Genomic DNA, 13755 nt, shown 5'->3' with positions numbered 1-13755 from the left:
ATGAGGGGAGAGAAGATGAAGTACCCGGTCGATACCCACACTCACACTATTGCCAGCACCCATGCCTACAGCACCATCCACGACTATCTGCCGATAGCCAGGGCCAAGGGGATCAAGCTGTTCGCCACCACGGATCATGGCCCCGAGATGGCCGATGCCCCTCATGTCTGGCATTTTGCCAACTTGCCGATATTGCCAAGAGTGGTGGACGGGGTGGGGATCCTGCGGGGTATCGAGGCCAACATCAAAAACCTCGACGGGGAGATCGATTTTCCCGAGCGCTATGAGTCGCGCCTCGACATGATCATGGCGGGTTTTCATGAGCAGGTATTCCCTCCCTGCGATCAGGCAACCCACACCCAGGCGATGATCAACGCCATCAAGAGCGGCCGGGTCGATATGATCAGCCACCCGGGCAACCCCGCATTTCCCATCGACATTCAGGCAGTGGTCAAGGCGGCGGCGGACTATCGGGTGGCGCTGGAGATCAACAACTCCTCCTTCATTCACTCGCGCCCGGGTAGTGAAGGCAACTGCCGTGCCATAGTCGAAGCAGCGCGAGATCTGGGCGCCTATCTCACCTTCGGCTCCGATTCCCACGTGGCATTTACCCTTGGCGATTTTGACCACTGCCACCGTCTGGTGACCGAAACGGGGTTCCCGCAAGAGCGGATCCTGGTGCGCTCCCCCCGCGCCCTGCTGGAATTTCTCGAAAGCCGCGGCCGGGCCCATATCCCCGAGTTTGCCGATCTGTAAAGCGGGCTCTAACACCATGAGCCAACTCATAAAATCGAGCTGGCTCAATTGACTTGCCGGTCATTTTTCATGAATGTGGATAGCAACAAGCCGGTATAGCTCAGTTGGTAGAGCAGCGCATTCGTAATGCGAAGGTCGCAGGTTCGACTCCTGTTACCGGCACCAAATTTTATCAACTAAAACAGTTGTTTGTGTGTTGCGGTTTGATGCGTTACTGAGCGTTGGAATGCAGCATTTAGCTTATCCAGTGTGGCAAAATTGTGGCATGCCACACTGGCCTGATAGCGGCGAATGGCGCTTGCCAGTGCATGACATAGCAAAACACTGCTGGTAGACTTCATTTCGTCTCGTTACGTAACATCGGACGACAGGCACTAATTCTTTATACCCTCAAGGCCGGGCACGGTGCCGCTCAGGTCAATTACCGATTAGCTAACCGGCACAGCTATTCGATGACCCTTGCCGCCTTGATGGGTTATGACCATGAAACAAACCTCTATTACCACCTCCAGCGTGGTGCTTTTGACTGTTGAGCAATTGGCTCTCTGTCTGCATAAATCCGTTGCTAGCATCCGTAGTGACGCGACTCGCAACCCTTGTTCACTTCCCCCTATCTGCCGTTTACCAGGAACCAAGCGTTTGCTCTGGCGTGCTGAAGATGTTGAGCTTTGGCTTGCTGAACATGTCATTAGCCAAGGTTTGGATGACCGAGCGGTTAAATCGGCAGATATGCCTCGGCGTGGCCGGCCAACCAAAGCCGAGCAGCTAGCACGACAAAAGTCACAGAATTCAAACGCTAAGAGGTAAGCCATGGCTCTTGACCTACTAGCTGCGTTTGAACAGGAGCCGCCGGCTCTTGACTTCATATGGTCTGGATTTTTGGCCGGTACTGTGGGAGCACTGATTGCACCAGGAGCAACAGGTAAAAGTTTTTGGGCATTGCAGGCCGCAATGGCTGTGGCTTGCAAAGAGTCTGATGGCGATCTGTTGCAACTACGCCCGACCCGTTCAGGCCGAGTGATCTATATGGCTGGTGAAGATCCGGCTGCAGTGCTTAGTCATCGCGTCCATGCGCTTGGCAAACATCTATCGCCCAAAGCGAGGGCCTCTATTGCCACAAACCTCGCATTGGAACCGATGATGGGGGTGAGTTTAGATCTGATGAATCCGGACTGTTTTCAGGCTTTGCTGCAGAAGGTAGATGGATATCGCCTTGTTGTTCTCGACACCCTCAGCCGTATGCATCAGATGGACGAAAATAGTAACGGAGACATGTCCCAGCTGATTACCCGACTTGAGTCGCTGGCCGCAAATACGGGGGCTGCGGTGCTCTATTTACATCACGCCAGCAAGGGGAGCGCGAGGGATGGCAGTCTTGATCAGCAGCAGGCAGCCAGAGGTGCATCAGCGTTGATTGATAATATCCGATGGTGTGGTTACATCGTGCGGATGGGGGAAGAAGAAGCAAACCAGCTAACCGAGATTCAACGCGGTAGTACACCCATCGGAAGCTCTCGGCGCAGTGCGTTTGTGCGCTTTGGGGTATCCAAGCAGAACTATGGCACTGCGATCAAAGATCAATGGTTTGAACGCCAGGAAGGGGGCGTATTACATCCGGTACAACTCATGGAACCTCCCCAGGCGCGAGAGCGAAGGAGGTTTGCTCATGGCTATTGAGCTTACCCATGCGCGCCATGATCCGATGCACTGCCTTGCTCCTGGTCTTTTCCGCAGTTTAAAGCGAGGGGAGAGAAAGAAGCTAAAGCTGGATGTGACGTATAGCTATGGACAGAACCAAAGCGCTCGTTTTATTGGTTTTGAGCCGTTAGGGGCTGATGATATGCGGCTGCTACAAGGGCTGGTTGCATTATCCGGCCCCAAGGGCGTTATTCTGACCTCTGCGCCATCAGCAGCTATTCCTAAGCGACTTCGTTTGGCCTTGGCATCTGAGTTTGATAGTGCGGACTGCCGTTGCTTGGTGGTGCAGTCTCGTATCACTCAGCTACTCGAAGAGATTGGTCTATGCAAAAGCGGCAGAAACCTTAAAACCCTAAAGGCTAGCCTGATCAGGATGTCCAATGTCACCGTTGTCATTCAAGGCGACTCTCGCTGTGCATCTTTCCACCTGATGAGCCATCTCTTTGATGAGGATGATAACGCGCTATACATCTGCTTGAACCCACAGATTGCAGAAGCCGTTCTCGGTGGGCGGCCACATGCTCGCATCGATATGAATGAAGTGCGTAGCCTCAAGAGCGATCCTGCTCGATTGATCCATCAACGCCTATGCGGATGGATCGATCCTGGCAAATCAGGACGTGCGTCCTTGGATACTCTATGCAATTACATCTGGCCGGATCCTGCGATTGCTGATGCGATGAGAAAGCGCCAGCAGATTGCCCGTAGAGCCGTAGGAGAGCTGTTTACGATAGGTTGGTTGGTAACTGAATATCGAAAAGACATGTGGGAGATCCGCAGGCCACGGAACAGATCTTTGGAGTAATTTCAGTGCACTATCATTCCCGAACTGGTGAACTAACGTTCCCAACTGGTGCACTTTCATTCCCAGGGATTGGTCTTAAAATCTTTTCAAAACATGTGGTTAAGGTATTTTTGGAGAAGTGATCCAAGATTATCCATAAGATAATCCACTAGACACAGGCCCTTGCAGCCCTTTGGGCAGGTTGCAAGGGCCATTCATGTTTTGATTGGAGTTAATCTGGAGTCGTAGAGCGGTTGCATGTAGGTGACTTTTTACTGTTTGGTTCAGCAGGGGGGATAGAGGCACTAACAACCTGATCATGACGCAGATAGATAGTGCCATATTGCTCAGTCCAGAAGGTACATTGAGTGGCATTGCAAATAATTCGCAACGCTGATATTTCTTCTGGGATACCCGCATACTTGATGCAATGAGCCGCTGGGAATTCTTTTCTTTTCATCTTTTCTATCTGGGTGCCAGCCTCATTTTTTCCATTGCTGTAGCTGTAGATCGTGAGCAGGAATATTATTATTCCACTGCCTATCAAGTAACTGTATTGAATAAATAAGGTGAAAAGTTTATCGAGCAAGCTTTCCCATTTTGACGCTTCTTGTGGTTTTATTGCATTTTTTGTAAGCAACTTGAATGTGGAATTCTGTCGTATGGTATCATCAATCCTATGCATTTTAATTTGATGCCATTTGTATAGTTTTTTTAATAGCTCGGAAGTAAATGCAGCGATGAATAATAGAACTAAAACCAATGCAAAACCAGCAAGTGGGTAAGTTATATATGGTGCTATGTTGGTAACCAGTGCGATAGTACCAACTAATAAATTTTGTTCTGTTGAAAGTGGAAATTCGCTGCTATCAACATGAAAAACACTAACGTATCCCATATGCCATGCCATACCGAAAAGGTAGATACATGCTGTTGCGAGTGGGAGCAAGGCCAGGGCAATTTGTACCCAGACTAGCGTCTGTTCGGGTGAGCTAGTTGGAGGAGTCTTCTTCTGTCTGGCTTGTTGGCGACGCTGTTGCCACAATTCGGTACGCTGATTCATCTGTGCCTCAAGCATTAAGGTTTACGCAATATCGTATGGATTAAAGCCTCACTTGACAATCATCAGCTTGAGCAATTTAGCCTGCAGGAGCTCTTTCACTTGAACTGTTCTCCAGCGGTCAGAATCTTGGATGCCCCGATGCGGTGCGGCATAGTTGATTTGGTGGCAGCTGATGGGGCTAGGTGCCGGTGAGGGAGCCAGGCTTGAGGAATTTTTTCCCTTGGCGTTCCATCCTGATCATTCAACTCCAATCTGTAAAGTGTATGGATGTGGGATGGAAAGTGAGTGGAAGAGGTGGGTAAACCTATTGAAAAGAATAAGTTTTTTCGTTAGCTATCCTGTCCGCAGATGATTTGTATGATTTCCCTTGTTGCTGATGCATGCTTTCCTTCATGATTACAAGGCTGAATTGCGGGCAGGATGTGTGAAGTTAGCTAACCGGCAAGCCGGAGTAGCTTCTTCACTATTCCTTATTCGCACCGATGGTGCTCAATGGTTAAGGGAGTTTGATATTTTGGATAATAATAAGAAATTTGCGGTACAACTTCTTACAAGAAGAGAGTTGGATGAACTTAGAGCAGATATGATCAAGTCAAGTGAGTTAATGAAAAATGCCCTGATGGCAAAGCGTAAGGAAAAAAAGTCACTACCAATTAATGGCAGTGACTTAACGATTTAACTAAAAAGTCTTGTAATCATAGTGCAGTGAGGGCATGCATGTATATTTTCTAGCTTTATAAAGTCTGTGTTTTTTATAAAAACTATGTTGCTTGAACCAGAAAATTGCAATTGCCCCATTATGCTCATTGTTGATTTGCTCTTGTAGAACTTTGGCTGTCCATAATAAACTTGAGCTCCCTCCCTATATCTTATCTCTTTCTGGCGCTCAGTATCCAACATGTTATTTTCAATGAATTCATTAGCGGCGATATATTCTCTATCACCATTTACTCTAAGTAGGTTTGTGACAATATTCTCTAGAGTGCCCATATTATTTGCGGCATCATGGAACACATATGCACCGAATTCATTTCCTTGATGCACTATAAGATCACCATTATTTGCTATTCCATTTTCCAGTTGCAATTCCTCATTGATTTGTTGCAATCTACCCGCAACACCAATTTCATCTGCATCTAGGAAATAGATAAATCTGAAGTCAAACTCATATTGGCTAAAACCATCTTGACCCTTTACATTTTTATATGAGTTAATTAAGTTTATTCTCTCTTCTCGGAAGGTATCACCTCCCATGCTATGTAGGAAAACAAGACTGTTTTCTGTAGATAAAGCCATAGATGGAACTTCACTAGGAGGAGGTTGATAACCAAGTTTTTTTTCATCAACTTTTGCTGATGCCATGGCATTAAAGAACTTTTTATCAAATGGCGCAAAAAAGTCCTTGATTTTTTTATCATAGTTATTAAAACCATGAGCTAACAATACTCTTGATATAAAAGCAATGTCATGCCCCCCCTCGCAGATAGCAACAATAATTTTGTTCATTATTGTTTTCCTCCACGAATATCAAGGCTAATATCTTCAATTAAATAGCTGAGTCTGTCACCTGAAACAGATTTTACTGTTATTGTGCCACTATTATTACTTAATTGATAAGCCATAATAGCTGTGCTATCACATTTATTTGTAACAAAGGCTTGAATACACTCGTTAGAGTGTGTTGTTATAAATAATTGAACGTTAAATGTTTCAGCCAACATCTGTACAAATTCAGAAAATTCAACCAGCAATGAGTAATGAATTGCCGTTTCAAATTCATCAATTAATACAACACCATTTCGACAAGCAGCGAATGACATAGCTATATAGAAAATGCGCTGCAATCCTTCGCCATATGTCGTTATATCAAAGTCATATTCCTTTGATAAGGTCGATTCGACAATAAATCTTTTTATTTCTGACTCATTGGTAAATCTTACATCAGTAATACTAGGGTCTATTTTTTCTAGAAACTCAACGACTAGTTTAATCGCGGATTTAGAAATCCCATTGAGATTAATTTTGGTTTCTATGCACTTTGTATAATCTGTAATTAGATCATCAACATCATATATATAAGGGCTTTTAAAAACTGCAGGGCAAAGTCGCTCTACCTTGTCGCTATTTCTCTGCATTGTTTCATGTACAAAGGTATGAACTCTGTTATCTAATTGGCGTCCATCAATTAAAGATGTCAACTTGTAGGAGGATATATAATCATCTCTTTTATCTATGTCTATAGCATCAAATTTACTAAGGTTTATTGATGTGCTAATGTCATTATATATACCACTTATAGCTATGTTTTTTGTAAACATCTTGTTCAAAAAAACAGGGCTCAATGATTGCTCTTTATTTTTCCTCTTAATGAGATTGAAGAATGAGGATATATCATTCTGCTGGGTTAACAGGTAAATTGCTTCTAGTAAGCTGGTTTTGCCACTATTGTTAAATCCCGCAAGTATATTTATTTTGCTAAAGCCATCTAAGCTGAATTCTTTAAAAACCTTATATCTTTCTATATTTATAGATGTGAGATGTTTCTGGACTCCAAACTCAAAACAGATCGTGTGATTTCCACCTTCAATATCTAGACTACTTTTCTTCGGTAGAATACTTGTTAGGTGCTCTTTTGCATCACTCAATTGCTGAGTATCTTCAATAGTTACCAAACTTCTATAATGAGTAAGAGTTTTTATCGATTCATTTAGTTTAGATAAAGCGCTATGGTAGTTCTGCTTGTCTACAGAGCCACTTGCAGCCAAGCCTCTGGCTAAACTCCGCTCACGCTCCATGGTTTCAACCGCACTATCATTATTTATGAATAGTGCCAGATCACGAATTTCGAGCGACTTTGTAATGATAGGCTCTAGCTTTTCATATTCACCTTCAGATTCTTCGTCATCATCACCTAAATCTGAAGAGTCATTATGTGTATATTCCTCTGTTTCGGAGATCCAAGAAAATAGACGCTCTAAATTTATATTGTTACTTGCATAGTATCCATCATCACTCCATCCAAGCCAATTTTTTATGACTGGCTTCTTAATGATTTCTTCAAACATACCATACATCGACGGAAGAAATTGAGTGCCATAATCACTGGCTTTATATGCTAATATGAGATTATAAATACGAACCATGCTTCTCAATCTATTTTTAGAAATACCTAAAGACTCGCATAGCTCATTTTCTTTTGAAAGATATTCTTCTCTTGAATTAACCTCATATGGTTTCAAAAAATCATATAGTAATTTTGACTGGTTGTAAGTAGACCATTTCTTATTACCACTGATATGTTTTAATCCCATTACAATGAGATGTTTTTCATTTTCCTCATGACTATGTATTTCAAAAGGGACGCTTTTGAATATAGATGGATTTAGATTGCCAATGGGAAAACCTTTCTCAAAATCTTCCTGTAAGGATTTTAGTGCGGTAACCCTTCTATTACCCTCTAAAACAAGATAATTATTGTCACCCATATCTTTTACTTGGATAACATCTATCTCTAAAAAGCCATTAGCTTTAAAGCTGGCAATCAAATCTCTGATATTTTCTTGCTTATACCCCTCAATGAATGTTCTAGTTCTTTTTTGAACCTGAAAATCTAAAACCTCTTCATTATTAACAAAAATATGTTTCTCATTGTCAATGAAACGATAGTTATTTGGATCTAAGTACAGATTCTTTAGATTTTTACTAACTCTGACAGTTTTTATTATTTCATCACTCATATACATCTCCTCGAATGTATAAAAACAAACTGATTAAGTTAATTTTCTAGCCAAGTCTTCAGCTCTAGGGTGATAGTATCGCATTAACATTCTCGGGTCTTTATGTCCGGTGATCTTTGTGAGTTCGTGCATAGGAAATATCTCAGCCAGACGAGAAGTGGCTTCATGACGCAGATCGTGGAAACGCAGGTCACTGAGAAAATTGGTTACTGGTATCAAATTTTGAGTTTGGCACTCTCGCTCGTAGGTTTGTCTAGCTCGCAGGACTGCCCGCTCAAAGGCTCGTGTTACCGCATCAGCTCGGATATCAAAAACCCGACCTGTAGCAGCGACTCCTACAGATTGCAGAGTAACAACCGCGCGAGTTGATAGCGGCACATCGCGCGCACTGCCATTTTTGGTCGATGGCAGGTGTGCAACTCTGCGTTCCAGATCGATGTGCTCCCAGCGCAAGCTAACCAGTTCACTCCGCCGCATGGCCGTTTCCAATGCCAGTATGACCAACGATGGTAAGACCCTTGAGCCACTGGCAGCGATGATCCGCTCTATTTCACCTTCTGATGCTCTACGTGCGCTTTCTTCATCCTGGCTCTGGGGACAAGGTGCTGGCGTTGCAGAAGCTGCTATGCGCCTTGTACGTGCGTTATCAGCTTGGGGCTTACGAATTAGCTCCAGTGGATTGGAGAGACTTTCCATTCCCCATTCTTTACGGGCCATGTTGAAGATGTGAGAGAGCAGGGCAAGCCGCCGGAGGACTGTTGCAGGTTGATAATCTTTCAGCCACTCGTCCCTTAGCTTTGCAACATCCGCTCCACGAATGGATGCCAATGCGCGTGATGCCAAAGGTAATGTCTTGTAGATGCGGATCAGTGAGAGCTCTTGCACGGCTCCCTTTTTATGCGGAACAACCTCAGTTTCATAGCGGCATAGAGCCTCATAAAGCGAGGTTGCTTCAGCTTCGGCTCTGCTGACCCAAATCCCTCGGGTCATCTCAGATTCAATGACTTTAGACCAGGCCTCCGCCTCCGCCTTTGTGTTGAAGGTTTTACTCTGAGCCGGATACCCCTTGCGGCGTACCTGGGCTTCCCATTGATAGGGGCCGCGCTTACGGAACGTTGCCATAGCCAAATACCATAACTTGCTGCTGAGTGTGGCAAGATTGTGGCACAAACCATATTAAATGGAAAAAGTTATTGATTTATATGAATTGAAGTTTGCCTTCGTAATGCGAAGGTCAGGAGTTCGATTCCCCTTATCGGCACCATATAAAACAAAGGGTTAGCTTCTCGGTGAAGCTAACCCTTTGTGCTTTCTGGCTGGTGACTCTTCTCATCCCCCTCTTTTGCTATCGCAACCCCAAAGGGGAAGGGGCAGCGGTCCAACCCTCCCGGCAGGCGGCTACGCAGGTTTTGCTATTCCTCTCAGGCAACCTCGATGTCTGGCTTGGCTGGCTCCTTCTGCATGGAGAGCTCTCCAGTTTGCGACGGGGATTCCAGCTTGTCGATGCGCACCGCTGCCACCTTGAACTCGGGGATTTTGGCGTGGGGGTCGGTGGCATTGATGGTGAGCCGGTTGGCCGGGGCTTCGGCGAAGTGGAACGGGATAAAGACTACACCCGGCTGCATCCGCTTGGTGACGAAGGCGGGCAGTTCGATATGGCCGCGGCGGCTGGTGACTTTGACCCGCTCGCTGTTGCTGATCCCCATCCGCTCGGCGTCCGCCACGCTCATCATCACCCGCGCCCCGGCCAGCTTGTCGAGCCCCTTGGTCTTGCGGGTCATGGTGCCGGTGTGGAACTGCTCCAGCAGGCGGCCGGTGGTGAGCACGATGGGATAGGTCTCGTCGGGCAGTTCGGCGGCATAGCGGAACGGGGTCGCGACCATCTCCCCCTTGCCGCGGGTGAACTGCTTGCCGTGGAGCAGGCGAGTGCCTGCGGGCGCCGCATCGTTGCAGGGCCACTGTAGCCCTTGCGCTCCCACCTTGTCCCACTGGATGCCGGCGTATTGCGGGGTGACCCGGCAGATCTCGGCGGTGATCTCCTGCGGGTTCTGATAGCGCCAGTCGCCGCCCATGGCGTTGGCGATCTGCTGGATGATCCACCAATCCTCCCGCGCGTCGCCCGGTGCCTTGAGGGCGGGGGAGATGCGCTGTACCCGCCGCTCGGTGTTGGTGAAGTGGCCGCTCTTCTCGGCAAAGGAGCAGGAGGGGAGCACCACATCGGCGAGCTGGGCAGTTTCCGAGAGGAAGATATCCTGCACCACCAGAAACTCCAGCTGCTTGAGCCCTTCGATGACGTGGTGCTGATCCGGATCGCTCAGCACCGGGTTCTCTCCCATCACGTAGAGCCCCTTGATGCTGCCCGCGCAGGCGGCATCTATGGTCTCGGTGAGGGTAAGCCCGGGCGTGCGCGGCAAGTCTGGCTGCTGCCAGGCTGCCACGAAGCGGGCATGCACCTCGGGGTTGGCCACCTTCTGATAGCCGGGCAGGCAGTTGGGCAGCGCCCCCATGTCACAGGCGCCCTGCACGTTGGATTGGCCCCGCAGCGGGTTGATGCCACCCCCTTCGATGCCGATGTTGCCGCACAGCAGTTGCAGGTTGGCGATGGCGCGCACGTTGTCGTGGCCGGTGGTGTGCTGGGTGATCCCCATGGAGTAGTAGACGGCGGTGCGTTCGGCGGTGCCGATGAGGCGAGCGAGCTCGATCACCTGCTCGGCCGGTACGCCGGTGACGAGGGCGACCTTGTCCGGGGCATAGGCCGGGGAGAACACCTCCGCTTGCAGCGCTTCGAACCCTTCTACTCGTGCGGCGATATAGGCCTTGTCGTGCCAGTTGTTCTGGATGATCTGCTGCATCAGGCCGTTGAGCAGCATCACGTCGGTGCCGGGGCGGTGGGCCAGATAGAGGCTGGCATGGTCCGCCATCTCGATCCGCTTGGGATCGGCCACTACCAACCGCGCCTTGCCCGTGGTGACGGCCCGCTTGATATGGGAGCCGATGATGGGGTGGGCTGCCGAGGTGTCGGAGCCGATGATGAAGATGAGATCCGAGTGGTCGATGCTCGGGATGTCGTTGGTCATGGCGCCACTGCCGAGTGACGCCTCCAGCCCGGTAACGGTGGAGGCGTGGCAGAGCCGCGCGCAGTGATCCACGTTGTTGGTGCCCAGCTCCCGGCGCATGAACTTCTGGAACAGGTAGTTCTCTTCGTTGGTGGTTTTGGCCGACGAAAAACCCGCCAGTGCATCGCTGCCATAGCGTTTGCGCAGGGCGGTGAAGCGCTCGGCCACCAGAGCGATGGCCTCCTGCCAGCTGGCGGGCACCAGCTTGCCATCCTTGCGAATGAGCGGGGTAGTGAGGCGCTCCTCGCTCTGGATAAAGTCAAAGCCGAAGCGTCCCTTGACGCAGAGCAGCCCCTGGTTGACCGGTGAGTTGCGGTTCCCCTCCACATAGCGGATGCGGTTGCGCGCCTCATCGACATAGAGGGTGACGCCGCAGCCGACCCCGCAGTAGGTGCAGATGGTATTGACCGGCGTGAGCAGCTCGGTGCGCCCCTGCGACTTGTCGCGGGCATCCACCAGGGCCCCGGTGGGGCAGACCTGTACGCAGGCGCCGCACTGCACGCAGTGGGAGTCGCCCATCGAGAGTCCCGTGTCGAACTGCGGCCGGTTCGAGAGGGTGCCATCACTGTTCTTGGCAAATCGCAGCACACCCTGCACCGCTTGCTCACCACAGGTTTGCACGCACTGGCCGCAGCCGATGCAGCGGTTGGCATCGAACACGATAAATTCGCTGCTGTTATCCACCGCAAACTTCTGGCACTGGCTGGTATCGAGAGCGCTCTGCTCGACCTCGTATTCGGTGGCGTAGTCGCGCAGTGCACAATTGGTGTTGGCCTGACAGCCACACTCGAGGCAGCGGCTGGCTTCGTTGCGGGCATCGACATCACTCAGCCCGCGCTCCACCTCGGCAAAGCTGCCCTCGCGATCCTGCTCTGCCAGATGGGGCATGATGGTGCGGGCGACTTTTTTCAGGTGAGCAAACTGGGCGGGATCGACCTGCTTGAGCGTGGGAGCCTTGCAGGCGTTGAAGGGGCGAACAGGATCGATCATGTCACCGTGGAGGAACTGATCGATCGCCAGCGCGGCCTTGCGACCATCGGCGACCGCTTCGATGGCGGTCGCAGGCCCGCGGCGCAGATCGCCGATGGCGAACAGGTTGCCGTGGCCGCTGTGCATGGTCTCGGGGTGGGACTCTAAAGTCTGCCAGCGGGTGAAGGGGAGGGTGAGGGGCTCCCCTTCCATAAAGCTGAGATCCGGCTGCTGCGACACCGCCGCAATCACGGTATCAAACTCTTCAAGGAAGAACTCGCCGGTGGGCTCCGGGCGGCGGCGACCGGAGGCGTCCGGCTCGCCGAGAGCCATCTTCTCGAGGCGCACCTGACAGACGCGACCAGCCTCATCGGCCAGATTCTCTACCGGATTGGTGAGCATCAAAAAGCGCACCCCTTCGTGCTCCGCCTCGTCGATTTCGTAGGCTTCGGCGGGCATCTCGGCGCGGGTGCGGCGATAGATAAGGGTGGTGTCAGCCCCCAGCCTGACCGCCGTGCGGGCGCAATCGATAGCGGTATTACCACCCCCGATCACCGCCACCCTCTTGCCGGTGGTGAGCCGCTTGGCCAGCATCCGATCCTTGAGGTAATCGACCCCGAGATAACAACCTGCCAGGGTGCTGCCCGGGTAATCCATCGGCACCGCCTTGGATGCGCCGACGGCCAGACAGACCGCATCGTAGTCGCGGCACAGTGCCGAGGGGTGATCTGGTTGCCCAGTCGCTGCTGGGTTTGGATCCGCATGCCACTTTGGCACATCAGGCCGATCTCCTGATCGAGGATCGCCTTGGGCAGCCGGTACTCGGGGATGCCGTAGCGCAGCCAGCCACCCGCTTCGGGCATCGCCTCGAACAGGTCGACCTCGAATCCCTCGTAACCCAGATAGTAACCACAGGTGAGGCCGCCCGGGCCGCTGCCGATAATGGCCACCCGCTTGCCCTTGGCGGGCTTCTTTGCCGGTTGATAGGGGGCAACCTCTGCCAGATCGAGATCGGCGGCATGGCGCTTGAGCTGACGAATGGCCAGCGGCTCATCCACCAGCGTGCGGCGGCACTCCGCTTCACAAAAAGCGGGGCAGACCCGGCCGATGGAGAGGGGCATTGGCAGGGTCTGCTTGATGACGGCCATTGCCGCCTCGTGATCCCCCATGGCGATGTGGTGCAGATAGGATTGAATGTCCACCCCGGCCGGGCAGGCGCGCTGGCAGGGAGCCTCGCAATCGGCGTAGTGATCCGAGAGGATGCGACCGAGCGCCTGCTGGCGGTGCGCGCTCAGTGCCTCGCTTTGCGTTGTGATCACCATCCCTGCCTTGGGGCGCGTCTCGCAGGCGCGCCGGATGCCGAGCCCGGCAATCTCCACCACGCAGAGGTCGCACGGCGTCTTGGGGCCGTTGGTGTTGTCACCGCACAGGGAGGGGATGTCGATCTGGTGCTGTTTTGCTATCTGGAGCAGGGTCTGGGTCGGGTCAACCGTCAACTGAGCTCCATCGAGGGTGATGGTGAGCATGGCGTCATAACTCGGTTTCAAGGCGCAGAAAATGCTGCATCTGGCGGAGCCAGCAGGGGAAGCGACAGGGAGGCCGCTTGCTATACGCTCACCATAACAAAGATTA

General features: G+C 50.7%; 10 protein-coding genes and 1 tRNA gene. 5 read left to right on the top strand and 6 right to left on the bottom strand.

From position 1 onward, the window contains the following. The first annotated feature begins 15 nt into the window (after positions 1-15). The 4 genes from ACTG2S_RS15890 to repC all read left to right on the top strand — a co-directional run bounded on the left by ACTG2S_RS15890 (position 16) and on the right by repC (position 3259). Entirely contained in the window at positions 16-756 is a 741-nt protein-coding gene (locus ACTG2S_RS15890) for a phosphatase (protein ID WP_274161835.1), read from the top strand. Between the two features lie 89 nt (positions 757-845). Beyond that, positions 846-921 (top strand) — tRNA-Thr (locus tag ACTG2S_RS15885). Between the two features lie 645 nt (positions 922-1566). Beyond that, positions 1567-2433, top strand: a complete 867-nt coding sequence (locus ACTG2S_RS15880) for a helicase RepA family protein (protein ID WP_139737372.1) — start codon at positions 1567-1569, stop codon at positions 2431-2433. Further along, a complete protein-coding gene (repC, locus tag ACTG2S_RS15875; protein ID WP_043160086.1) occupies positions 2423-3259 on the top strand; it encodes a replication protein C, IncQ-type in 837 nt (278 codons plus the stop codon). Before ACTG2S_RS15880 ends, repC begins: the two co-directional genes overlap by 11 nt. Before the next feature lie 211 nt (positions 3260-3470). On the opposite strand, the gene ACTG2S_RS15870 is transcribed toward repC, so the two are convergent. Then, positions 3471-4301: a hypothetical protein gene (locus tag ACTG2S_RS15870; RefSeq protein ID WP_439982897.1), complete on the bottom strand. Its 831-nt coding sequence runs from the start codon at positions 4299-4301 to the stop codon at positions 3471-3473. A gap of 367 nt (positions 4302-4668) precedes the next feature. On the opposite strand from ACTG2S_RS15870, the gene ACTG2S_RS15865 reads away from it, so the two are divergent. Beyond that, positions 4669-4980, top strand: a complete 312-nt coding sequence (locus ACTG2S_RS15865; RefSeq protein WP_319921448.1) for a hypothetical protein — start codon at positions 4669-4671, stop codon at positions 4978-4980. On the opposite strand, the gene ACTG2S_RS15860 is transcribed toward ACTG2S_RS15865, so the two are convergent. The 5 genes from ACTG2S_RS15860 to ACTG2S_RS15840 all read right to left on the bottom strand — a co-directional run bounded on the left by ACTG2S_RS15860 (position 4977) and on the right by ACTG2S_RS15840 (position 13670). Continuing rightward, a complete protein-coding gene (locus ACTG2S_RS15860) occupies positions 4977-5807 on the bottom strand; it encodes a hypothetical protein (protein WP_323886884.1) in 831 nt (276 codons plus the stop codon). The genes ACTG2S_RS15865 and ACTG2S_RS15860 overlap by 4 nt on opposite strands. Continuing rightward, positions 5807-8038, bottom strand: coding sequence for an AAA family ATPase (locus ACTG2S_RS15855; protein ID WP_439982894.1), 2232 nt, complete (start codon positions 8036-8038; stop codon positions 5807-5809). The genes ACTG2S_RS15860 and ACTG2S_RS15855 overlap by 1 nt, the downstream gene beginning before the upstream one ends. Before the next feature lie 33 nt (positions 8039-8071). Continuing rightward, the gene (locus ACTG2S_RS15850) at positions 8072-9160 is read right to left on the bottom strand and encodes a tyrosine-type recombinase/integrase (RefSeq protein ID WP_323886880.1); all 1089 of its coding nucleotides are present in this window, start codon (positions 9158-9160) and stop codon (positions 8072-8074) included. Positions 9161-9459: 299 nt separating this feature from the next. Then, a complete protein-coding gene (gene fdhF / locus ACTG2S_RS15845; protein ID WP_439982890.1) occupies positions 9460-12780 on the bottom strand; it encodes a formate dehydrogenase subunit alpha in 3321 nt (1106 codons plus the stop codon). Further along, entirely contained in the window at positions 12675-13670 is a 996-nt protein-coding gene (locus tag ACTG2S_RS15840; RefSeq protein WP_439982888.1) for a 2Fe-2S iron-sulfur cluster-binding protein, read from the bottom strand. The genes fdhF and ACTG2S_RS15840 overlap by 106 nt, the downstream gene beginning before the upstream one ends. Positions 13671-13755: the final 85 nt, after the last annotated feature.

The sequence above is a fragment of the Aeromonas sp. 82P genome, assembly GCF_051919365.1.
Taxonomy (GTDB): Bacteria; Pseudomonadota; Gammaproteobacteria; order Enterobacterales; family Aeromonadaceae; genus Aeromonas; species Aeromonas veronii.
Note: the sequence above shows the minus strand (reverse complement) of the source record. Positions and strands in the feature narration are given on the sequence as shown.